This window comes from Pseudomonas syringae pv. tomato str. DC3000 (assembly GCF_000007805.1).
Taxonomy (GTDB): Bacteria; Pseudomonadota; Gammaproteobacteria; order Pseudomonadales; family Pseudomonadaceae; genus Aquipseudomonas; species Aquipseudomonas avellanae.
The window spans coordinates 5733196-5752838 of the sequence record NC_004578.1 but is presented as its reverse complement, the minus strand read 5'-3'; the positions used below and the strand labels follow the sequence as shown (position 1 = coordinate 5752838).

The window sequence follows — 19643 nt, the reverse complement described above, 5'->3', positions numbered from 1 at the left end:
CCAACTGTGTAGAAAAACAGGGATCGAACAATGACTACAGAAGCTAAAAATCATATCGGCCACTATTTTATCCTCACGCTCATTGGCTTGGGCATCTGGCTGCCCATTAGCGGTATAGCCTTTTGTATATACGTGCTTCGAACGGCCAGCAATCTAGGCATGGGGGGACTGACTGTCGTCGGAACGATATTCTCACTCCTGTGCATAGAGTTCGTCGCAACTGGAATGTTGCTTATATACGCATATTTGAAAATGCCGTGGAGGCTTTCCAGAAAAATCCGAACAGTTTTTTTCATGCACGCCTTGGCAGCAGGCTTGACCGCACTCTCAGCTTTTATATTATTTTTAATTATCAAGCTGCAATGAGGTTCAAAAGTCACACCCTGAAAAAATAGTTAACCTATGTAGGCGCAAAATTAAAGAAGACTATGATGAGTCGGTCATAGGCGCGGTCTTATCACAAAAGACCAACCTGTAACGAACGCATATAAGAAAGCCCCAACTCTCACGAGCCAAGGCTTTTTATTTACCACTGGTTTTACGCCGGGTGTGTTCACTTGCGGTCAGCAATCACCCCGATCAATACCAGCACTACCAACAGCACCGGTGCCAGGCTGTAGTTGTTGAACTGGTTGAGACCGCGCACCACCCATGGGGTGGCGTAGATCAGTGCTGCGCCGCTGCCGACGGCGCAGAGCAGGGCGATGAGCGGGATGCGCAGGGCGCCTGTGATGCCGCTGATGCGTTGCTCCAGCCAGCCTTTGATGTCCGAGCCGAACAGCACCAGCAGGCAGCCCACCAGTGCGAGGGCGATTTCCGAAAGATTGCTGCGACTCCAGCGCGAAACGGTGGCGAGCAGGTCGAGTACGAAATCCATGCAGGGTCCTTAGATCAGAAAATATTGCAGCAAGTCATTGAGGAACAGCTGGCCTTGCGGGGTCGCGATCAGGCGTGCCGGATCTTCATGCAGCAGGCCTTTTTGTTCGGCTTGCCTGCGTGCCTCGGCGAGCGAATCGAGGCTTAGACCCGTTCTTTCCCGAAATAACGCAGCGTCCACACCATTTGTCAGTCGCAATGCATTCATCAAGAATTCAAACGGCAATTCGTCCAGCGGCAACAGCTTTGAACCGGCCTGAAACGGTTTGTCCGGGTTCAGGTAATCCTTGGGCAGCCGGGTCTTCCAGGTGCGGATAATGCGCCCGTCCGGATGGCTCAGCTTGCCGTGCGCGCCTGCGCCGATGCCGATGAAATCACCAAACGCCCAGTAGTTGAGGTTATGCCGCGCCGGTTTCCCGGGTTGCGCATAAGCCGACACTTCGTACTGCGCGTAACCCTGAGTGGCCAGCAACTGCTGTCCGGTTTCCTGAATGTCCCAAAGAATGTCGTCTTCCGGCAAAACCGGCGGCTGGTTCCAGAAGACGGTGTTGGGTTCCAGCGTCAGTTGATACCAGGACAAGTGCGTCGGCGCGAGGGCGATGGCCTGGCGCAGATCGTCCAGCGCCTCGTCCTGGGACTGGTCCGGCAGGCCGTGCATCAGGTCCAAGTTGAAGTTGTCGAAACCGGCCTGACGTGCCATGTCGGCGGCGCGAATCGCTTCGTCGCCGTTGTGGATACGGCCCAGCGCCTTGAGTTTGGATGCCTGAAAGCTCTGAATGCCGATGGACAGCCGATTGATCCCCAGACCGCGATAGGCGCTGAATTTCGCCTGTTCAGAGGTGCCGGGGTTGGCTTCCAGGGTGATCTCGATGTCGCTGGCAAAGCGGATACGTTGTTCGACGCCTCGCAGCAAACGGCCCAGCGCGTTGGCGCTGAACAGGCTCGGCGTGCCTCCACCGAAGAAGATCGATTGCAGTTCACGGCCGTAGACGTGCGGCAGGTCGAGGTCCAGATCGGCGAGCAGCGCGTCGACGTATTCCTGTTCCGGCAGCACGGGGCTTGCGGTGTGCGAATTGAAGTCGCAGTACGGGCATTTGCGCACGCACCACGGAATGTGGATGTACAGCGACAGCGGGGGCAGGTGCGGCAGTGCAGGGCGTGGCGTCTCTGACGAGAAACCGCTCTCGCCGAGAAACAGCGGCTGCGCAGGCGAATCGTGGGTCATTGCAGACCCAGGCGTTGGCGCAACAGGACCATGGCTCGGGCGCGATGGCTGAGCTGGTTTTTCTCGCTCGGGCCGAGTTCGGCGCTGGAGCAGTTGCGCTCCGGCACCCAGAACAGCGGATCGTAGCCAAAACCGTACTCGCCGCTGGCAGCGTGCAGGATGCGCCCATGCCACAGGCCTTCGCAGAGGATCGGCAACGGGTCGTCGGCGTGACGCACCAGCGCCAGTACGCAAACGAACTGCGCGCCACGCTGCTCGTCCGGCACGTCTTTGAGCGCCTCCAGCAGCTTGGCGTTGTTGGCCGCGTCGCCCTGGCCATCGGCGTAGCGTGCCGAATAGATGCCAGGCGCGCCGCCGAGAAAGTCCACCGCCAGCCCCGAGTCATCGGCCAGCGCGGGCAGGCCGGACAGGCGTGAGGCATTGCGCGCCTTGAGGATCGCGTTCTCGACGAACGACAGGCCGGTCTCTTCCGGCTCCACCAGGCTGAACTCGCTGACCGAGCGCAGCGTCACGCTGCCGCCGAGCATGGCCTGAAGTTCTTTGAGTTTGCCGCCGTTGTGGCTGGCCAGTACGAGTTGGGTGAGGTTCATCATTGGCCTGTCGTGGTGCGTGAAAACGATCGGTTAAATGGCAATCTGGTGGTCCGTCAGGCCTGGGCTGGTGACCCGGTAGATACCGATTTCGCCGAGCAGATTGGGCCACAGTTTGCTGGCCCAGCCGTGACGGTGCTGCTGATCGACGGCTAGCCTGTCGAGCACCTGTGCGTCGCGCTCGCGGCACAGTTCTTCGAAGTCGCCGAAGGTGCAGAAGTGGATGTTCGGTGTGTTGTACCAGGTGTACGGCAGAAAATCCGACACCGGCATGCGGCCTTTGCTCGCCAGATACCAGCGGCAGCGCCAATGGCCGAAGTTCGGGAAGGTGATGATGCACTGACGTCCGACGCGCAGCATCTCGTCGAGGATTCTGTCCGGGTAATGCACCGCTTGCAGGGCCTGGGTCATGACCACCACGTCAAAGCTGTTGCTGGCAAAGTTGCCCAGCCCCTTGTCGAGGTCCTGCTCGATGACGTTAATGCCCTTGGCCACGCATTCGGCGATGTTGGCTGCGTCGTTTTCCAGCCCGTAACCGGTGACCTGCTTGTGATCACGCAGCCAGGTCAGCAATTCGCCGTCGCCGCAACCGAGGTCGAGCACACGGCTGCCTGCGGGGATCCATTCCTGGATGATTTCCAGATCGGCTCTCATGACGTCCTCACAACGAAATTCGGTTCATGTAATTACCGAAAGCCTGCAAGTAGCGCGGAATCGGGATCAGGAAGGCGTCGTGCCCTTGGGGCGCGTCGATTTCCAGGTAGCAGACGTCCTTGCGTGCGGCCATCAGCGCGTCCACCAGCTCCCGCGAGCGGGCTGGCGAGAAACGCCAGTCGGTGGTGAACGACATCACGCAGAATCTGGCGGTGGCGTTGGCGAACGTCTTGGCCAGGTCGTCGTTGAAATTAGCGGCAGGGTCGAAGTAATCCAGCGCTTTGGTCATCAACAGGTAGGTATTGGCGTCGAAACGCCCGGAAAACTCTTCACCTTGATAACGCAGGTAGCTTTCGACCTGAAACTCGACGCTGTGGAAATCGTAGTTGAGCTTCTCGCTCTTCAGGCCACGGCCGAATTTTTCGCCCATCGAGTCGTCCGACAGGTAGGTGATGTGCCCGACCATCCGCGCCAGCATCAGGCCGCGCTTGGGGATTACGCCGCGCTCCTGAAACGAACCGCCGTGGAACTCCGGGTCGGTGAGAATCGCCTGGCGCGCCACTTCGTTGAAGGCGATGTTCTGCGCCGACAGCTTGGGGGCCGAGGCGATTGCCAGGCAATGGCGCACGCGATCCGGGTAACTGATGGTCCATTGCAGCGCCTGCATGCCGCCCAGACTGCCGCCAATCACCGCCGCCCATGTGTCGATGTTCAGCACATCAGCCAGCCGGGCCTGACTGTTGACCCAGTCTTCCACGGTCACGACCGGGAAATTGGCCCCGAACGGCTTGCCGGTGTCCGGGTCGATGCTGCTTGGGCCGGTTGAGCCATTGCAGCCGCCCAGGTTGTTGAGGCTGACGACGAAGAATTTGTCTGTGTCGATAGGCTTGCCGGGACCTATGCAACTGTCCCACCAGCCGGGTTTGCGGTCATCGGCGCTGTGAAAGCCTGCGGCATGATGATGCCCGGACAGCGCGTGGCAGATCAGCACGGCATTGCTGCGTGCAGCGTTGAGCTGACCGTAGGTTTCGTAAATCAGGTCATAGGCTGGCAACGAACGACCGCAGGCCAGCGCCAGAGGCTCGCTGAAATGCGCCGTTTGCGGTGTGACCAGTCCGACAGAATCGTGGGGGAATACCGTGGGCATCGACCCTGCTCTCGCTTGAATGAGGCGTAAGTCTAAAGATCGCGGGGGGCAGCGGCAATAAGGGATGTTGTGAGGCGCAAATTGACGGCACGATAGTTGAGATTATCGTTCCTACGCTCCAGCGTGGGAATGCATTGCGTGACGCTCTGCGTCACAGATCTGCGCCGCGCCGCGCATTCAGGATAGGACGCAGAGCGTCCAGAACGGCATGCGACGCGGAGCGTCGCACGATAATTGAGATTATCGTTCCGCATGCTCCAGCGTCGGCGCGATAGTTACAGAGCGTCGCTTACATCAGCAACCGCAGCACGTCCGGCATGTTGCTCATGGCGGCGAGGTTGTTGATGACCAGCATGTCGAGCAGTTTGAGCACCAGAAATGCCAGGATCGGCGAGATATCCAGGCCGCCCAGGTTCGGGACGATCTTGCGGAACGGTGCCAGGGCGGGCTCGCAGATCTGGTTGACCAGCTCTGCGCCAGGGTTGTGGCTGCCCGGTGCGACCCACGACAGGATCACGCTGATGATCAGGGCAAAGAAGAATATCTTCAGGAACAGCGCCGTCACGCCAATAATCGACCAGAGCAGCAAATGCAGCGGGTCGCCGGTGGTGCCGAACATCAGCAGCAGGGTCAGCGCCATCAGGATCATCTGCACGATGATCGCCAGCACCAATGACGACATGTCCAGGCCGAACAGGCTCGGAATGATGCGTCGCAAAGGCTTGAGCAGCGGCTGGGTGGCGCGCACGATGAACTGGCACAGCGGGTTATAGAAGTTGGCCCGCACCAGTTGCAGCACGAAGCGCAACAGGATGATCAGCAGGTACAGACTGCCGAGCGTTTGCAGGACGTAAATTGCAGCGGTGTTCAATCCGATCATCAATCTGCTCCAGAAAGCCTGAGAATTATTTGCCCAGTTGCTCAGCCAGCTCGGCTGCGCGGTGGTCTGCGGCGGTCAGTGCTGTTTCTACCAGCGCCTCGAAGCCGCCTGCCTGAAAGGCCTTGATCGCAGCTTCGGTGGTCCCGCCCGGTGAGGCGACACGACGACGCAATTCGCCTGCGTCCACATTGCTGCCAGTGGCGATCAGCGCCGAGCCCAGCGCCGTTTGCAGCGTGAGTTTTTTGGCGATGTCTTCCGGCAGGCCCAGCTTCACGCCTGCCGCGGTCATCGCTTCCATCATCAGAAAGAAGTAGGCAGGGCCGCTGCCGGACACTGCTGTCACGGCATCCATGTGTTTTTCCTGCTCGACCCACACTGCCACGCCAACAGCCGACAGCAATTGCTCGGCCTGCTCGCGTTGTGTTGGCGAGACCTTGTCGGTCGCATACAGACCGCTGGCACCCTGACGCAACAGCGAGGGGGTGTTGGGCATGCAGCGCACCACAGGCTGGTCGCCCAGCCATTGAGTCAGGCTGGCACAGGTGATACCCGCCGCGACCGAGACAATCAGTTGATGAGCTTCAAGGCTGGCCTTGAGTGCCTGGCAGACGCTTTTCATCATCTGCGGTTTGACGGCCAGTACCACGACGTCGGCACCCTTGACGGCCTCGGCGTTGTCGGCGAACACCTCGATGCCGTGTTCAGTGGAAATGCGCTCACGGGTTTCGGCACCCGGCGCACTGGCGCAGATCAGCGATGCTTCCACGCCTTGCGCGCGCAGGCCGCCGATCAGGCTGGCAGCCATGTTTCCGGCGCCGACGAAGGCGATACGAGTCTTGCTCATGAGGGGGTCCTTGTGGGCAGATTCAGAGTAGGCAAATTCAGTGTGTGCAAAGTCATGGCTGCCCATAGTCGCGGGCGCCAAAAAGAGCCGTGCCGATCCGCACCCAGGTTGCGCCTTGTGCAATGGCGGCTTCCAGGTCGTGGCTCATGCCCATGGAAAGTGTGTCGAGTGACAGGTTCAACTGCTCCTGCAAGGTACGCACGGCGGCGAAAGAGGCCGCCTGAGCCGCTGGGTCGTCCGTCGGCTCGGGAATGGCCATCAGGCCACGCAGCTTCAATCGTGGCAGGGCGTTGATGGCGGCGGCCAGTGCTGGCAGGTCTTGAGGCGCACAGCCGGACTTGCTGGCTTCACCGCTGACGTTCACTTGAATGCAGATGTTTAGCGGCTCAAGGCCTTCGGGGCGCTGCTCGGACAGGCGTTGAGCAATTTTCAGGCGATCCACGGAATGTACCCAGGCGAAGTTCTCGGCGATAGCGCGCGTCTTGTTCGACTGAATGGGGCCGATGAAGTGCCAGCACAAGGGCAGGTCGGCCAGTTCGAGCTGTTTGCCCAGTGCTTCCTGTAAATAATTTTCGCCAAAGTCACGCAAGCCTGCGGTGTAAGCTTCACGCAGGTCGCCGGCAGGCTTGGTTTTACTCACCGCCAGCAGGCCTACGGACGCCGGATCACGTTTGGCCGCGAGGGCTGCGTCGCGAATTCGCTGTTCGAGCGTTGAAATGTTCGCTGCTATCGTGGACATTGATTTACGCCAGCAAGGCTAAGGTCTGCGGCATTCTATGTGATTGAGGAGCTGTATGGATATTACCGAGCTGCTGGCCTTCAGTGCCAAACAGGGCGCGTCGGACTTGCACCTCTCTGCAGGTCTGCCACCGATGATCCGCGTGGACGGCGATGTGCGGCGTATCAACCTGCCCCCGCTGGACGCCAAGGAGGTCAAGGCGCTGATCTACGACATCATGACCGACCGGCAGCGTCAGGATTTTGAAGAGCGCCTGGAAACCGACTTTTCGTTTGAAGTGCCGGGTGTCGCGCGGTTTCGGGTCAACGCCTTCAACCAGAATCGCGGTGCGGGCGCGGTATTTCGGACCATCCCGTCGAAAATCCTCAGCATGGAAGACTTGGGGATGGGCAGTGTGTTTCGCAAGATTACCGATGTGGCGCGCGGCCTGATTCTGGTTACCGGGCCGACCGGTTCAGGCAAGTCGACGACCCTGGCGGCGATGATCGACTACCTCAACTGCAACAAGCATCACCACATCCTGACCATCGAAGACCCTATCGAATTCGTTCACGAGTCCAAAAAGTGCCTGGTTAACCAGCGCGAAGTGCACCGCGACACGCTGGGGTTTTCCGAAGCGTTGCGCTCGGCCCTGCGTGAGGACCCGGATGTGATTCTGGTGGGCGAGATGCGTGACCTGGAGACCATTCGTCTGGCTCTGACCGCTGCTGAAACCGGCCACCTGGTATTCGGCACGTTGCACACCACGTCGGCGGCCAAGACCATCGACCGGATCGTCGATGTGTTCCCGGCGCAGGAAAAGTCGATGATTCGCTCGATGCTGTCCGAGTCGCTGCACGCGGTTGTCTCGCAGGCGCTGCTCAAGAAGGTTGGCGGCGGGCGCGTGGCGGCGCATGAAATCATGATGGGCACCCCGGCGATTCGTAACCTGATTCGCGAGGACAAGGTGGCGCAGATGTATTCGTCCATCCAGACCGGCGGCTCATTGGGCATGCAGACGCTGGACATGTGCCTGGCCGACCTGGTGAAACGCGGCCTGATTACCCGCGAAAGCGCTCGCGAGCGGGCCAAGGTGCCGGACAACTTCTGATGTTGGCCGAGTGCGACATTTGGCATTTGGCGTCTGGAAATAAAAAAGGGGCCCTGAACGAATTCAGGGCCCCTTTTTTGTCAGGCAAAGATCAGATCAGCGCTGAACGACGCGCAACTGCTGTGCCTGCTTGGGCAGCACGCGCTTGGCGATCTTGTAGTGACTGTTCCAGTACGGCTTGTTCAGCGTGTCGACAGTGACCGCCTTGCCACGTCGTGGCGCGTGGACGAACTTGTTGTCGCCCAGGTAGATAGCCACATGATTGATGTTGCGGCTCTTGATGTTGAAGAACAGCAGGTCACCTGGCTTCAGGTCCTTGCGGTCCACGGTCTGGCCATGACCCTGAGCCATTGCGTTGGACGTGCGCGGCAGGTCGACTTCACGAACATCGGTGTAGGCATATTTGACCAGCCCGCTGCAGTCCAGACCTTTGCCGGGCGTGGTGCCGCCCCAGCGATACGGTGTACCGACAGCCTGTAAGGCGCGTTTTACAACGGCATTGCCCTGTTTGGCAGGCGCGGCGATGGACGCCTGCAAGGCGGCGGCCTTGGCGTTTTTGCGGGAAAGTGGCTTCTGAGTGGCGTGAGAGGTTTTAGGTTGCAGAGAGACTGGTGTGGCTTCCTGGGGTGCATTGCGAGTCGCGAGTGCCGGTGAAGAGTGACTTTTGGCGGTGTAGCCCGTGAAGCTCGCAGGAAGTTGTTGCTCACGATTGGTGGCGTGGGCGGCCAGTGGCATAAATAGGCAAATGGTTAGCCATGTCTTGAAAAGAGGACGCATTCGGCAAGGCTCATAGTGGTCAGCGCGCAACTTTATAACAGCTTTTTCAAAAATTCTGACCCCATTTGTCGATCGCGTCACACTGGCATCATTACGTTTTATGCGACAAACTCTTTCTTTTTTCGCGTCAATCCCTTTAACGACAAGGGCTTGGCGGCGTGAAACCGACTCGTTTGCCATACGTCGGAATAGGGAAACGAAGTCACAAATTTGTTATGTATTTTTTTCTATCAGCGCAAAGAGGGTAAAAATGAACGGCTATCGTTCTGACACGCACAGCAAAGTCATGGGCTACCTGATGTGGATTTTCGGGTTTCTCGGTGCGCACCGTTTCTACTATGGCAAGCCGGTCACCGGGACTATCTGGTTCTTCACCTTCGGCCTGTTCGGCATTGGCTGGCTGATCGACCTGTTCCTGATCCCGTCGATGGACCGCGAAGCCGACCTGCGCTTTACCCCCGGCTCAACCGATTACAGCCTGGCGTGGATCCTGCTGACCTTCCTCGGCCTGTTTGGCGTACACCGCATGTACCAGGGCAAGTGGATCACCGGCATCATCTACCTGTGCACGGGCGGATTGTTTCTGGTGGGCATTTTGTATGACTTCTGGACAATGAATGACCAGATCTCGATGAAAAACGCCCAGCGCGGGTGAATGGTTGAGGTTATCGTTCCTCACGCTCCAGCGCAGGCATGCCTTGCGTGACGCTCTGCGTCACAAACCTGCGCCGCGCTGCCGCACTCAAGAGCGGACGCAGAGCGTCCAGAACGGCATGCCGACGCGGAGCGTCGCACGATAGTTGCTGTCGTTGCGCACGCTCCAGCCCCGACACTTGTCGTTCCTCACGCTCCAGCGCGGGAACGACCTTGCCTCAACGGCTATAGCTGATCCGTCCATCCACCAGTGTGTAGCGTACCGAGCCCGGCAGGCAGTGGCCGATGAAGGGGCAGTTATCGCCCTTTGACAGCCAGGTCTCACCGGCGACGGTCGAGGCTGTCGGGTCGAACAGCACGATGTCCGCAGGCGCGCCGGCGCTGAGCTTGCCGGCAGGCAAACGCAAGGCGTCTGCCGGGCCGCTGCTCAGGCGGGCGAGCAGGGTTGGCAGGTCAAGGAGGCCGTCGTCCACCAGCGTCATGGCCAGCGGCAACAACAACTCAACACTGCTGATGCCCGGCTCGGTGGCGCCGAACGGTGCCAGCTTGGCGTCACGCTCATGCGGCTGGTGATGGCTCGAGATGGCTTGAATCACCCCGGACCTCACGGCTTCACGCAGGCCGTCGCGGTCTGCGCGGGTGCGCAGCGGCGGCTGGACATGATACAGGCTGGAGAAATCGATCAGCGCCTCATCAGTCAGAATCAACTGGTACAACGCCACATCCGCCGTTACCGGCAGCCCACGCGCCTGTGCTTGAGCAATCAGGGCCGCGCCGCGTGCGCTGGTCAGTTGGCTGAAGTGCGCGCGCACGCCGCTTTGCTCGACCAGCAGCAGATCGCGAGCCAGCGCCACGGTCTCGGCTGTTTCAGGAATGCCCGCCAGACCCAGAAACGCCGCCGTCGGGCCATCATGGGCCAGACCGCCTTCGGCCAGATCACGATCCTGGGAGTTGAAAATCACAGTCAGGTCGAAGGTGGCGGCGTATTCCAGCGCCCGGCACAGCGTACGGGTATTGCTGAAGCTGCTCAGGCCGTTGCCGAACGCCACGCAGCCTGCGTCGCGCAGGGCGATCAGTTCGGCCAGTTGCTCGCCTTCCAGGCCCTTGCTCAGTGCACCAACAGGAAACACTTTGCTGAAACCGGCTTCACGGGCACGGTCCAGAATCAGTTCGGCCACCGCCGAGGTGTCGAGCACCGGTTTGGTCTGTGGCGGGCAGCACAGGCTGGTTACGCCGCCTGCGACCGCAGCGCGGGTTTCACTGGCGATGCTGCCTTTACGGCTATAGCCCGGCTCGCGCAGGGACACGTTGAGGTCGACCAGGCCGGGCGCGGCAACCAGCCCGGTAGCGTCGATGACCTGAGTGGGTTCAAAACCGGCCGGTGCGGCGCCGATTGCGACGAGTTTGCCTGCCTCGATGTGCAGGTCGGTGGTCTGATCCAGCCCGCTGACCGGGTCGATGACGCGAGCGCCGAGGATGCTGAGCTTCACTGGGCGTTCTCCTGTTCGAATTGGCGTTGTGCGTTTTGTCCGCTCATGGCCATCGACAGCACTGCCATGCGGATCGCGATGCCGTAAGTCACCTGGTTGAGAATCACCGAGTGTGCTCCGTCGGCGACGGCCGATTCGATTTCCACGCCTCGGTTGATCGGGCCGGGGTGCATCACAATCGCATCCGGTTTAGCGCCAGCCAGGCGCGCGGTGGTCAGGCCGAACAAGCGGTAGAACTCGCCTTCGCTGGGCAACAGGCCACCGGTCATGCGCTCACGTTGCAGGCGCAACATGATCACCACATCGACGTCCTTCAAACCTTCGTTGAGGTCGGTGTAGACCTTGACCCCGTATTGCTCGACGCCGACCGGCAGCAGGGTTTTCGGGCCGATCACGCGGATGTCCGGGCAGCCCAGCGCCTTGAGTGCAATCATGTTGGAGCGCGCCACCCGCGAGTGCAGGATGTCGCCGACGATGGCCACCGACAGGTTTTCAAAGCCACCCTTGTGACGACGAATCGTCAGCATGTCGAGCATGCCCTGGGTCGGGTGCGCGTGTCGGCCGTCACCGCCGTTGATGATCGCCACGTCCGGGCACACATGCTCGGCAATGAAGTGCGCAGCGCCGGAGTCTGCGTGGCGCACGACGAACATGTCGGCGGCCATTGCTTCAAGGTTGCGCAGGGTGTCGAACAGTGTTTCGCCCTTGCTGGTAGAGGAAGTCGAGACGTTCAGGGTGATCACGTCGGCCGACAGCCGCTGGGCCGCCAGTTCGAAAGTGGTCCGGGTGCGTGTGGAGTTTTCGAAGAACACGTTGCACACCGTCTTGCCGCGCAACAACGGGACCTTCTTCACCGCCCGTGCGCCGACTTCAAGGAACGAGTCGGCGGTGTCAAGAATTTCGGTTAGCAGCTCGCGGGGCAAGCCGTCCAGAGACAGAAAATGGCGCAGCTGGCCCTGATGGTTGAGCTGCAGCGGGCGCTTGGCGTCGAGAGGCGTCATCGCAATGGACTCTTAAAGGGCGGTGGAGAGGTCTTGAAGTTCAAGTGCCAACGGCTCGGGGCCGGACAGTTTGATGCGCTCGTTGGGTGCCAACGACAGGGTCGCGCCAACCACGTTGGGGCGGATCGGCAGTTCACCGGCGTTCAGGTCCAGCAGGCAGACCAGCGTGACGCTGGCCGGGCGGCCGTAATCGAACAGTTCGTTGAGGGCTGCGCGAACGGTGCGGCCACTCATCAGCACGTCGTCGATCAGCACCAGATGCTGGCCTTCGATCTCGAACGGCAGCTCCGAAGGGCGCACTTGCGGATGCAGGCCGTTCTGGCTGAAATCATCGCGGTAGAACGAAACGTCGAGGGTGCCCAGCGGCGAGGGGTTGTTCAACGCCTCGAGCAGCGCCTGAGCGACCCACACACCGCCCGTGCGGATGCCGATGAAACGAGGGTCGCTGATGCCGCGCTTGCTCAGATGAGCGTTCAGGTCAGTGGCCATCTGACGAATCAGTTCGGCGGGATTGGGCAGGCTCATATTTGCTCCTTTGAGGCTCGGGCAGCGTCCTTCCCAGACTGTGTAAAAACTACTGCGCTTGGCAATACTGCGTTAAAAACAGGCGAAAAATGCTCATTTAGAACACCTAGACTCCGCTTTTTCGCCTGTTTTTGCCTTGTCTTGCCTTCGCTCGTGACGTTTTTACACAGTCTGGTCCGTGGCGCGTTACTCAAGCAATAACGTGGAATCCGGGTATCTCGAAGCGGTATGGGCTGCGAAAGTCACACATTCAGCAATTCGGGGTGCTCGTCGAGCCAGCCTTGCAGCAGCAGCGCAGCGGCAATGGCGTCCACCGGGTTGTCGCGATAGCTGCCTTTCTGGCCGCCGCGAGCCATGCGCTCGCCCTTGGCCTCGAAGGTCGTCAGGCGTTCGTCGTGGGTGTAGACCGTGACGCCGAAGCGGCCGTTGAGTTTGCGCGAAAACTTCTCGGCGCGGGCACTCATCTCGCTGGGCGTGCCGTCCATGTTCAGCGGCAGGCCGACCACGATGGCGTCAGGTTTCCATTCGTTGATCAGCGCCTGGACCTTGTCCCAGTCCGGGACGCCGTTCTGCGCCTTGAGCGTACAGAGTTCGCGGGCCTGGCCGGTAATCGCCTGGCCGACCGCGACGCCGATCTGTTTGGTGCCGTAGTCGATCCCCAGCAGCAAGCGTAAAGCAGCCATCAAGCGTGCCCCGCCTGAGTCGAGATAAGGGCGAGATTGATGCCCAGCCGTCTGGCTGCGGCATCGAGGCGCTGATCGCTGTCGACATCGAACAGAATGGCCGGGTCGAACGAGCAGGTCAGCCAGGCATTGTCAGCCATTTCCGCATCCAGCTGGCCAGCGTCCCATCCCGCGTAACCGAGGGTGATCACATTTTGATCAGGCCCGTAGCCGTCGGCGATGGAAAACAGCACGTCCTGTGACGTCGACAGCGAAATCCCGCCGGGTAGATCGACGGTGGCCTGAAAGGTCTGGCCGCTGGGGTGCAGGACAAACCCACGGTCGGTCTGCACCGGGCCGCCAGCATGGATGGCGATTTCCTGGCAGCGTTTTGGCGCAGGCAGTTCCGGTCGCAGTTGCTCGAGCACATCCGCCAGGGTCAGGCTTTGCGGACGGTTGATCACCAGCCCCATCGCGCCATTGGCGTTGTGCTCAACGACGTAGGTCAAGGTCTGCGCAAAGTTCTCGTCGTGCATGTGGGGCATGGCGATCAGGAACTGATGCTTGAGATAACTCGGAGAGACTTTTTTCATGAGTCCTAGTGTGGCGTCGTGTTACAGACCTGACAACTGGCACTTATACGTGTCGAGTGTCCGTTGGCAAAAATGTCAGTTGCTGGACAGCTTGTCGCCGCGTGCGAATTTCCAGGTGCGGATGATCTCTAGCCGGTCGATGTCTGCCAGATCGCCGGTGAACGGCGCAAAAGGCGCAGCAAGACGCACGATCCGCTGTGCGGCCTGGTCCAGCAACGGTTGCCCTGATGATTCCAGCACCAGCACTTCGTACAACGACCCATCCCGATTGATCGACACAAGAAGTCGCAAATTGCCGTAAATCTGCTTGCGGCGAGCTTCCTCAGGATAGTTCAGGTTACCGACTCGCTCGACCTTCTTGCGCCAGTCGTCCTTGTACCAGGCACCTTTGTCGCGCATGGTCGAGGCGGCGTTGAGGCGGTGGATCTTGGGGCGCTTGGCGTACAGCTGCTGTTCGGTCGAGAGTTCGGCTTCCAGGCTGGCGATTTCGTTGCTCAGGTCCGAACTGTCAAAGGTCGGCGCGGCCTTGGTAGTGGGCTCGGGCTTGACTTCGTCGCGCTTGGCGACGGTTTTCTGCGGGCTGGCCGCAGTGGTCGCGACGGCTGTCTTGGGCGCTTCCTGCTTGACCACCGGCTTGCTGGACGGTGGCGGCGTGACTTTATTGACCTTGGTGTCCTGATACGGCGCAAGCTCGGTGGTCTTCAGCGTTTCGGCCTTGTCCAGCGTGCCGCTGCCTTGTTGATCGTCCTGGGCCAGAAAGTCGGCCTGTTTGGGCTTTTCTTCGCTCTTGAACGTGGCGAGGGTGATTTCCAGGGTCTGCGAGATCTGTTCCGGCTTCACATAGGTGAAGCCCACGCCGAGGATCACCGCGAGGTGGATCAGCGCAGCGATCATCATGGTAAAGCCCAGCCGATCGGCAGGACGCACACCCACATTGGCGAGTTCGAGGGGCAGGTCGTTTCTGGCCATGGATGTCATCAGCGGTTCAGTGTCTCGTCAGCCTGCATGTCAAAATCCGTGTCGTGTTACAGGTGGCGCATGATAACGCAATGTACGGTGCAACCTGGCTGCGGATCAGACGAAGGGGCGCCGTGGCATAGGGTTTGCTCCATAGCCGGCGGCGCTCGTCGTTGTACATAACGCTTGAAATACACGAAAACGCGAGCCTTTGTGGGAGCGAAGCGTCGCCCGGTCCGCTCTCACAAAAAGCCCCATCTCCGGGGGACCTTAGCCCTTGCGCGCCTGCAGCTTCTTCTCGATCGCATCCATCAACAGGCCACCGATATTGGTGCCGAAAGCGTTGTCGATTTCGCGGATGCAGGTCGGGCTGGTGACGTTGATTTCGGTCAGGTGCTCACCGATCACGTCGAGGCCGACGAACAGCAGGCCTTTTTCGCGCAGGGTGGGGCCGATCTGTTCGGCGATCCAGCGGTCCTTGTCACTCAGCGGACGCGCTTCGCCACGCCCGCCTGCGGCCAGGTTGCCACGGGTTTCGCCAGCGGCAGGGATGCGCGCCAGGCAGTATGGCACCGGCTCACCGTCAACCATCAGGATGCGTTTGTCGCCGTCCTTGATGGCCGGCAAGTAGCCCTGCGCCATGATCTGCTGGGTGCCGTGGGCCGTCAGGGTTTCGAGGATCACCGAGAGGTTCGGGTCGCCCGCACGATGACGGAAGATCGACGCGCCGCCCATGCCGTCCAGCGGCTTGAGGATCACGTCGCCCTGTTGCTCGGCGAACTCGCGCAGGATGTCGGCGCGGCGGCTGACCAGTGTCGGCGGGGTGCACTGCGGGAACAGCGTGGCGAACAGCTTTTCGTTGCAGTCGCGCAGGCTCTGCGGCTTGTTGACCACCAGCACGCCAGCGCTCTCGGCCTGTTCCAGCAGGTAAGTGGTGTAGATGAATTCCATGTCGAACGGCGGATCCTTACGCATCAGGATCACGTCCAGATCGTCAAGACCTGCGTCGATTTCGGCTTCGAACTCGAACCATTTGGCCGGATCGGCGAACACCTTCAGCGGCTTCATGCGCGCGCGGGCCTGGCCTGCGTTCTGGTACAGGTCTTTCTGTTCCATATAGAACAGCGTCCAGCCGCGATCCTGTGCGGCAAGGAGCATGGCCAGCGAGCTGTCCTTTTTATAGGAGATGCGCTCAATGGGGTCCATGACAATCCCTAGGCGAACGCTCATGGGCAATATCCTCTGATCGGTAAGGGCCGCAACGGCCATAAAATTGGCATCAGGGTGGCGCTCCGAGTGCTCCCGGTCAAGGGGCAGGTCTGCCACGGTGCGCTTTATGGATTGAGTCCGGAGAGTATGCTAAAAAGGCTCGGCATCCAGGCTTCGATCCCTGTGGATCAATGAAGCGATACCGTCAGGCTCTCAATGCCTCGCAGAATGCGCAAAAATTCGCTGCGGCGATGGAAGAGCAGCTATGGAACAACACGCCTCTGCATTGAAAGTCATGGTCATCGATGACTCGAAGACCATCCGCCGCACCGCCGAAACGCTGCTTAAAAACGCAGGTTGCGAAGTCATCACTGCGATAGACGGTTTTGACGCGCTGGCCAAGATTGCCGATAACCACCCACGAATCATATTCGTCGATATCATGATGCCGCGTCTGGACGGCTACCAGACGTGCGCACTGATCAAGAACAACCGTGCATTTAAGTCCACGCCGGTCATTATGCTGTCCTCCAAGGACGGTCTGTTCGACAAGGCCAAGGGGCGAATCGTCGGTTCCGATCAGTTTTTGACAAAGCCTTTCAGCAAGGAAGAACTGCTCAGCGCGATCAAGGCTCATGTGCCGGGCTTCGTTGCAGCAGAACAACACATATCGTGACGCCCGCGCCTGATGTCGCGCGCTCGTAATCTGACGGGGAACACCCATGGCTCGAATACTGATCGTCGATGACTCGCCGACTGAAATGTACAAACTCACGGGCATGCTGGAAAAGCACGGCCATGAAGTGCTCAAGGCCGAAAACGGCGCTGATGGCGTGGCTCTGGCCCGTCAGGAAAAGCCCGACGCCGTATTGATGGACATCGTCATGCCGGGGCTCAACGGTTTTCAGGCCACGCGCCAGCTGACTAAGGACGCCGACACCAGCAACATTCCGGTGATCATGATCACCACCAAGGATCAGGAAACCGACAAGGTCTGGGGCAAACGCCAGGGCGCGCGGGATTACCTGACCAAGCCGGTAGATGAAGAAACCCTGATGAAAACCCTGAACGCGGTGCTGGCCGGCTGATTGCCGGAATCGCCATGGCCGAGCCTCGTACCGCCTTTGAACTGCTGCTGGATATGGACCGACGCTGCCGTTCGCTGGCGGCGGGCCTGCCGTTGCAGGAAACCCACCAGCAGGACTGGGTCGGGATTGGCTTTCGCATGGGCGATCAGCGTTTTGTGGCACCGATCGGTGAAATCGCCGAAATTCTCCATGAGCCCCGACACGCTGTCATGCCCGGCGTGAAATTCTGGGTGGCGGGTGTCGCCAATCTGCGCGGTCGGCTGTTGCCGCTCATGGACTTGTGCGGGTTCTTCGGTCACGAACTGACGTCGGCACGCAAGCAGCGCCGGGTAATGGTGGTCGAGTACAACGACATATTTGCCGGCCTGGTGGTCGATGAGGTGTTCGGCATGCAGCGTTTCAGTCAGTTGAGCCTGATACCCCACACCCCGCAGGACGTCGATCAGCGCCTCGTGCCGTTCCTGCGGGGTCAGTTCATTCGCGAGCAGGCCTGGCAGATATTCAGCCCGTGGGCGTTGGTGCAGTCTGCAGATTTCATGGACCTGGCGTCCTAGGTTCACAATTGGTCCAGGCGGGGGCCTGATTAATGAGCAGTACAGACAGGTCAAGGGAAGGTGCACGAAGCCGTACGCAGATTATTCTGCTGTTCGTCGCGTTGATTGTTTTCATCATGTTGCTGTTCGCCAACTTCGCGTACCTCAATACTCAGTCGAACTACGACAAGCAGTACATCGGGCATGCCGGTGAGCTGCGCGTGCTGTCCCAGCGCATCGCCAAGAACGCCACGGAAGCGGCTGCCGGCAAAACCCAGGCGTTCAAATTGCTGGCCGATGCGCGCAACGATTTCGACGTGCGCTGGGGCTACCTGAGAAAAGGCGACCCGGCCACCGGGCTGCCTGCGGCTCCCGAGCTGATACGCGACGAATTGCGCACCGTGCAACGAGACTGGGAAGGGCTGCGCAAGAGTACCGACGTGATTCTGGCCAGCGAGCAGACCGTCCTTTCGCTGCATCAGGTGGCGGCGACCCTGGCCGAAACCATTCCGCAGTTGCAGGCCGAATACGACAAGGTCGTCGAAAACCTTCTGCAAAGTCGTGCGCCTGCTGCGCAGGTCGTGGTCGCGCAACGTCAGGCGCTGCTCGCCGAGCGGATTCTCGGTTCGGTCAACACCGTACTGGCTGGCGACGAAACAGCGGTGCAGGCCGCCGATGCCTTTGGCCGTGACGCCAGCCAGTTTGGCCGGGTGCTTAACGGCATGCTGGAAGGCAATGCGACGCTGCGCATCACCCAGGTCGAAGATCGCGATGCCCGGGCGCGGCTGGCGGAAATCGCCGAGCTGTTCGAGTTCGTGTCCGGCTCGGTGGACGAAATCCTCGAAACCTCGCCCGAGCTTTATCAGGTGCGCGAGGCCTCGGGCAACATCTTCAACACCTCGCAGACCCTGCTGGACGAAACCTCGGTGCTCGCCAACAGCTTGGAAAACCTCGCCAAACGCCGCACCATGAACACCGTCGGCGGTTATGTGCTGGGCTTGCTGGCGCTGATGTCGATCATCCTCATCGGGCTGGTCATGGTTCGCGAAACCAACCGCCAGTTGCGCGAAACCGCTCAGAAGAGCGAGCGCAATCAGACGGCGATCATGCGTCTGCTGGACGAGATCGAAAACCTCGCCGACGGCGATCTGACCGTGACGGCTTCTGTTACCGAGGACTTCACCGGTGCGATTGCCGACTCCATCAACTACTCCATCGATCAACTGCGCGAACTGGTGGTGACCATCAACCTGACGGCCGAACAGGTGGCCTCGGCCGTCACCGAGACCCAGGCCACGGCCATGCAGTTGTCTGCCGCGTCCGAGCATCAGGCCTTGCAGATCAGCGCGGCCTCCACGGCGGTCAACGACATGGCGGCATCGATTGATCAGGTGTCGGCCAATGCGTCGGAGTCCTCGGCGGTTGCCGAGCGTTCGGTGGCAATTGCCAACAAAGGCAACGAGGTGGTGCAGAACACCATCCACGGCATGGACAACATTCGCGAACAGATTCAGGACACGTCCAAGCGCATCAAACGCTTGGGTGAGTCTTCGCAGGAAATTGGCGACATTGTCAGCCTGATCGACGACATTGCTGATCAAACCAACATTCTTGCGCTCAACGCGGCCATTCAGGCGTCGATGGCCGGTGATGCCGGGCGAGGCTTTGCGGTGGTGGCTGACGAAGTGCAGCGGCTGGCGGAGCGTTCCTCGTCGGCGACCAAACAGATCGAGACGCTGGTGCGCGCCATCCAGAACGACACCAATGAAGCAGTGATCTCCATGGAGCAGACCACCAGCGAAGTGGTGCGCGGCGCGCGGCTGGCGCAGGATGCTGGCGTAGCACTCGGGGAAATCGAAGGCGTTTCCAGGGTGCTGGCCGAACTGATCGAAAGTATCACCGATGCAGCCCATCAGCAGGCCGAGTCTGCCGGTCAGATCTCGCAGACCATGACCGTGATTCAGCAGACCACTTCGCAGACCACGTCCGGCACGTCGGCCACCGCCGAAAGCATTGGCAATCTGGCGAAGATGGCCAGCGAAATGCGTCGCTCGGTATCGGGTTTCACCCTGCCGCCCTCGAAGAAGATCGGATGATGTTCAAGAAATG

23 protein-coding genes are annotated in these 19643 nt (G+C 60.1%); 7 read left to right on the top strand and 16 right to left on the bottom strand.

The features are described from left to right. Window positions 1-30: 30 nt before the first annotated feature. Window positions 31-366: a hypothetical protein gene (locus tag PSPTO_RS26145; protein WP_003345152.1), complete on the top strand. Its 336-nt coding sequence runs from the start codon at window positions 31-33 to the stop codon at window positions 364-366. Window positions 367-553: 187 nt separating this feature from the next. Here PSPTO_RS26145 and PSPTO_RS26140 read toward each other — a convergent pair whose 3' ends face one another. From PSPTO_RS26140 to PSPTO_RS26100, 8 genes are all read right to left on the bottom strand, one after another. Continuing rightward, entirely contained in the window at window positions 554-877 is a 324-nt protein-coding gene (locus tag PSPTO_RS26140) for a DUF3392 domain-containing protein (RefSeq protein WP_011105288.1), read from the bottom strand. Between the two features lie 9 nt (window positions 878-886). Next, on the bottom strand, window positions 887-2101 hold the full coding sequence (gene hemW, locus PSPTO_RS26135; RefSeq protein WP_011105287.1) for a radical SAM family heme chaperone HemW: 1215 nt from the start codon (window positions 2099-2101) through the stop codon (window positions 887-889). Next, entirely contained in the window at window positions 2098-2694 is a 597-nt protein-coding gene (gene rdgB / locus PSPTO_RS26130; protein ID WP_046463894.1) for an RdgB/HAM1 family non-canonical purine NTP pyrophosphatase, read from the bottom strand. The genes hemW and rdgB overlap by 4 nt, the downstream gene beginning before the upstream one ends. Window positions 2695-2724: 30 nt before the next feature. Further along, complete coding sequence (metW, locus tag PSPTO_RS26125) at window positions 2725-3345, bottom strand: methionine biosynthesis protein MetW (protein WP_003377217.1); 621 nt, start codon at window positions 3343-3345, stop codon at window positions 2725-2727. A gap of 7 nt (window positions 3346-3352) precedes the next feature. After that, window positions 3353-4492 (bottom strand): homoserine O-succinyltransferase MetX, encoded by a 1140-nt coding sequence (locus PSPTO_RS26120; protein WP_005621066.1) that lies wholly within the window; start codon window positions 4490-4492, stop codon window positions 3353-3355. 289 nt (window positions 4493-4781) lie between these two features. Next, on the bottom strand, window positions 4782-5372 hold the full coding sequence (locus PSPTO_RS26110) for a YggT family protein (protein WP_003377215.1): 591 nt from the start codon (window positions 5370-5372) through the stop codon (window positions 4782-4784). 25 nt (window positions 5373-5397) lie between these two features. Further along, entirely contained in the window at window positions 5398-6216 is an 819-nt protein-coding gene (proC, locus tag PSPTO_RS26105; RefSeq protein WP_005769432.1) for a pyrroline-5-carboxylate reductase, read from the bottom strand. Window positions 6217-6268: 52 nt separating this feature from the next. Next, the gene (locus tag PSPTO_RS26100; RefSeq protein ID WP_011105285.1) at window positions 6269-6955 is read right to left on the bottom strand and encodes a YggS family pyridoxal phosphate-dependent enzyme; all 687 of its coding nucleotides are present in this window, start codon (window positions 6953-6955) and stop codon (window positions 6269-6271) included. Between the two features lie 55 nt (window positions 6956-7010). On the opposite strand from PSPTO_RS26100, the gene PSPTO_RS26095 reads away from it, so the two are divergent. Then, window positions 7011-8045: a type IV pilus twitching motility protein PilT gene (locus tag PSPTO_RS26095; protein ID WP_003377212.1), complete on the top strand. Its 1035-nt coding sequence runs from the start codon at window positions 7011-7013 to the stop codon at window positions 8043-8045. A gap of 96 nt (window positions 8046-8141) precedes the next feature. On the opposite strand, the gene PSPTO_RS26090 is transcribed toward PSPTO_RS26095, so the two are convergent. After that, on the bottom strand, window positions 8142-8780 hold the full coding sequence (locus PSPTO_RS26090; protein WP_005769426.1) for a C40 family peptidase: 639 nt from the start codon (window positions 8778-8780) through the stop codon (window positions 8142-8144). Window positions 8781-9072: 292 nt separating this feature from the next. Between PSPTO_RS26090 and PSPTO_RS26085 the strand changes: the two genes are divergently transcribed. Continuing rightward, a complete protein-coding gene (locus tag PSPTO_RS26085; RefSeq protein WP_005769424.1) occupies window positions 9073-9477 on the top strand; it encodes an NINE protein in 405 nt (134 codons plus the stop codon). A 217-nt stretch (window positions 9478-9694) separates the two neighbouring features. On the opposite strand, the gene PSPTO_RS26075 is transcribed toward PSPTO_RS26085, so the two are convergent. The 7 genes from PSPTO_RS26075 to gshB all read right to left on the bottom strand — a co-directional run bounded on the left by PSPTO_RS26075 (window position 9695) and on the right by gshB (window position 15934). After that, a complete protein-coding gene (locus PSPTO_RS26075; protein WP_007247057.1) occupies window positions 9695-10966 on the bottom strand; it encodes a dihydroorotase in 1272 nt (423 codons plus the stop codon). Continuing rightward, complete coding sequence (locus PSPTO_RS26070; protein WP_005736952.1) at window positions 10963-11967, bottom strand: aspartate carbamoyltransferase catalytic subunit; 1005 nt, start codon at window positions 11965-11967, stop codon at window positions 10963-10965. Before PSPTO_RS26070 ends, PSPTO_RS26075 begins: the two co-directional genes overlap by 4 nt. 12 nt (window positions 11968-11979) lie before the next feature. Continuing rightward, window positions 11980-12492, bottom strand: coding sequence for a bifunctional pyr operon transcriptional regulator/uracil phosphoribosyltransferase PyrR (gene pyrR / locus PSPTO_RS26065; RefSeq protein ID WP_005736951.1), 513 nt, complete (start codon window positions 12490-12492; stop codon window positions 11980-11982). Between the two features lie 242 nt (window positions 12493-12734). Then, window positions 12735-13175: a Holliday junction resolvase RuvX gene (ruvX, locus tag PSPTO_RS26060; RefSeq protein ID WP_003377205.1), complete on the bottom strand. Its 441-nt coding sequence runs from the start codon at window positions 13173-13175 to the stop codon at window positions 12735-12737. After that, complete coding sequence (locus PSPTO_RS26055) at window positions 13175-13747, bottom strand: YqgE/AlgH family protein (protein WP_005769417.1); 573 nt, start codon at window positions 13745-13747, stop codon at window positions 13175-13177. The genes ruvX and PSPTO_RS26055 overlap by 1 nt, the downstream gene beginning before the upstream one ends. Before the next feature lie 75 nt (window positions 13748-13822). After that, a complete protein-coding gene (locus tag PSPTO_RS26050; RefSeq protein ID WP_005736950.1) occupies window positions 13823-14725 on the bottom strand; it encodes an energy transducer TonB in 903 nt (300 codons plus the stop codon). Between the two features lie 249 nt (window positions 14726-14974). After that, a complete protein-coding gene (gene gshB, locus PSPTO_RS26045; RefSeq protein ID WP_003377199.1) occupies window positions 14975-15934 on the bottom strand; it encodes a glutathione synthase in 960 nt (319 codons plus the stop codon). A gap of 244 nt (window positions 15935-16178) precedes the next feature. On the opposite strand from gshB, the gene pilG reads away from it, so the two are divergent. From pilG to PSPTO_RS26025, 4 genes are read left to right on the top strand one after another with little or no spacing between them, the layout of a single operon-like run. Further along, complete coding sequence (gene pilG / locus PSPTO_RS26040) at window positions 16179-16589, top strand: twitching motility response regulator PilG (RefSeq protein ID WP_002551738.1); 411 nt, start codon at window positions 16179-16181, stop codon at window positions 16587-16589. Window positions 16590-16635: 46 nt separating this feature from the next. Then, the gene (pilH, locus tag PSPTO_RS26035) at window positions 16636-17001 is read left to right on the top strand and encodes a twitching motility response regulator PilH (RefSeq protein WP_003377196.1); all 366 of its coding nucleotides are present in this window, start codon (window positions 16636-16638) and stop codon (window positions 16999-17001) included. Window positions 17002-17015: 14 nt separating this feature from the next. Beyond that, a complete protein-coding gene (locus PSPTO_RS26030) occupies window positions 17016-17555 on the top strand; it encodes a chemotaxis protein CheW (protein ID WP_011105281.1) in 540 nt (179 codons plus the stop codon). A gap of 32 nt (window positions 17556-17587) precedes the next feature. Then, the gene (locus tag PSPTO_RS26025) at window positions 17588-19630 is read left to right on the top strand and encodes a methyl-accepting chemotaxis protein (RefSeq protein ID WP_005621029.1); all 2043 of its coding nucleotides are present in this window, start codon (window positions 17588-17590) and stop codon (window positions 19628-19630) included. Window positions 19631-19643: the final 13 nt, after the last annotated feature.

Excerpts from the sequence above, each read along its gene's own strand:
- PSPTO_RS26120 (WP_005621066.1), bottom strand. The coding sequence starts at position 4,492 with ATGCCCACGGTATTCCCCCACGATTCTGTCGGACTGGTCACACCGCAA.
- PSPTO_RS26055 (WP_005769417.1), bottom strand. The coding sequence starts at position 13,747 with ATGAAAAAAGTCTCTCCGAGTTATCTCAAGCATCAGTTCCTGATCGCC.
- PSPTO_RS26145 (WP_003345152.1), top strand. The coding sequence starts at position 31 with ATGACTACAGAAGCTAAAAATCATATCGGCCACTATTTTATCCTCACG.
- PSPTO_RS26085 (WP_005769424.1), top strand. The coding sequence starts at position 9,073 with ATGAACGGCTATCGTTCTGACACGCACAGCAAAGTCATGGGCTACCTG.
- pilH (WP_003377196.1), top strand. The coding sequence starts at position 16,636 with ATGGCTCGAATACTGATCGTCGATGACTCGCCGACTGAAATGTACAAA.
- pyrR (WP_005736951.1), bottom strand. The coding sequence starts at position 12,492 with ATGAGCCTGCCCAATCCCGCCGAACTGATTCGTCAGATGGCCACTGAC.
- hemW (WP_011105287.1), bottom strand. The coding sequence starts at position 2,101 with ATGACCCACGATTCGCCTGCGCAGCCGCTGTTTCTCGGCGAGAGCGGT.
- metW (WP_003377217.1), bottom strand. The coding sequence starts at position 3,345 with ATGAGAGCCGATCTGGAAATCATCCAGGAATGGATCCCCGCAGGCAGC.
- PSPTO_RS26095 (WP_003377212.1), top strand. The coding sequence starts at position 7,011 with ATGGATATTACCGAGCTGCTGGCCTTCAGTGCCAAACAGGGCGCGTCG.
- PSPTO_RS26110 (WP_003377215.1), bottom strand. The coding sequence starts at position 5,372 with ATGATCGGATTGAACACCGCTGCAATTTACGTCCTGCAAACGCTCGGC.
- PSPTO_RS26090 (WP_005769426.1), bottom strand. The coding sequence starts at position 8,780 with ATGCCACTGGCCGCCCACGCCACCAATCGTGAGCAACAACTTCCTGCG.
- PSPTO_RS26100 (WP_011105285.1), bottom strand. The coding sequence starts at position 6,955 with ATGTCCACGATAGCAGCGAACATTTCAACGCTCGAACAGCGAATTCGC.
- PSPTO_RS26050 (WP_005736950.1), bottom strand. The coding sequence starts at position 14,725 with ATGACATCCATGGCCAGAAACGACCTGCCCCTCGAACTCGCCAATGTG.
- gshB (WP_003377199.1), bottom strand. The coding sequence starts at position 15,934 with ATGAGCGTTCGCCTAGGGATTGTCATGGACCCCATTGAGCGCATCTCC.
- PSPTO_RS26025 (WP_005621029.1), top strand. The coding sequence starts at position 17,588 with ATGAGCAGTACAGACAGGTCAAGGGAAGGTGCACGAAGCCGTACGCAG.
- PSPTO_RS26140 (WP_011105288.1), bottom strand. The coding sequence starts at position 877 with ATGGATTTCGTACTCGACCTGCTCGCCACCGTTTCGCGCTGGAGTCGC.
- ruvX (WP_003377205.1), bottom strand. The coding sequence starts at position 13,175 with ATGGCTGCTTTACGCTTGCTGCTGGGGATCGACTACGGCACCAAACAG.
- proC (WP_005769432.1), bottom strand. The coding sequence starts at position 6,216 with ATGAGCAAGACTCGTATCGCCTTCGTCGGCGCCGGAAACATGGCTGCC.
- PSPTO_RS26030 (WP_011105281.1), top strand. The coding sequence starts at position 17,016 with ATGGCCGAGCCTCGTACCGCCTTTGAACTGCTGCTGGATATGGACCGA.
- pilG (WP_002551738.1), top strand. The coding sequence starts at position 16,179 with ATGGAACAACACGCCTCTGCATTGAAAGTCATGGTCATCGATGACTCG.
- rdgB (WP_046463894.1), bottom strand. The coding sequence starts at position 2,694 with ATGATGAACCTCACCCAACTCGTACTGGCCAGCCACAACGGCGGCAAA.
- PSPTO_RS26070 (WP_005736952.1), bottom strand. The coding sequence starts at position 11,967 with ATGACGCCTCTCGACGCCAAGCGCCCGCTGCAGCTCAACCATCAGGGC.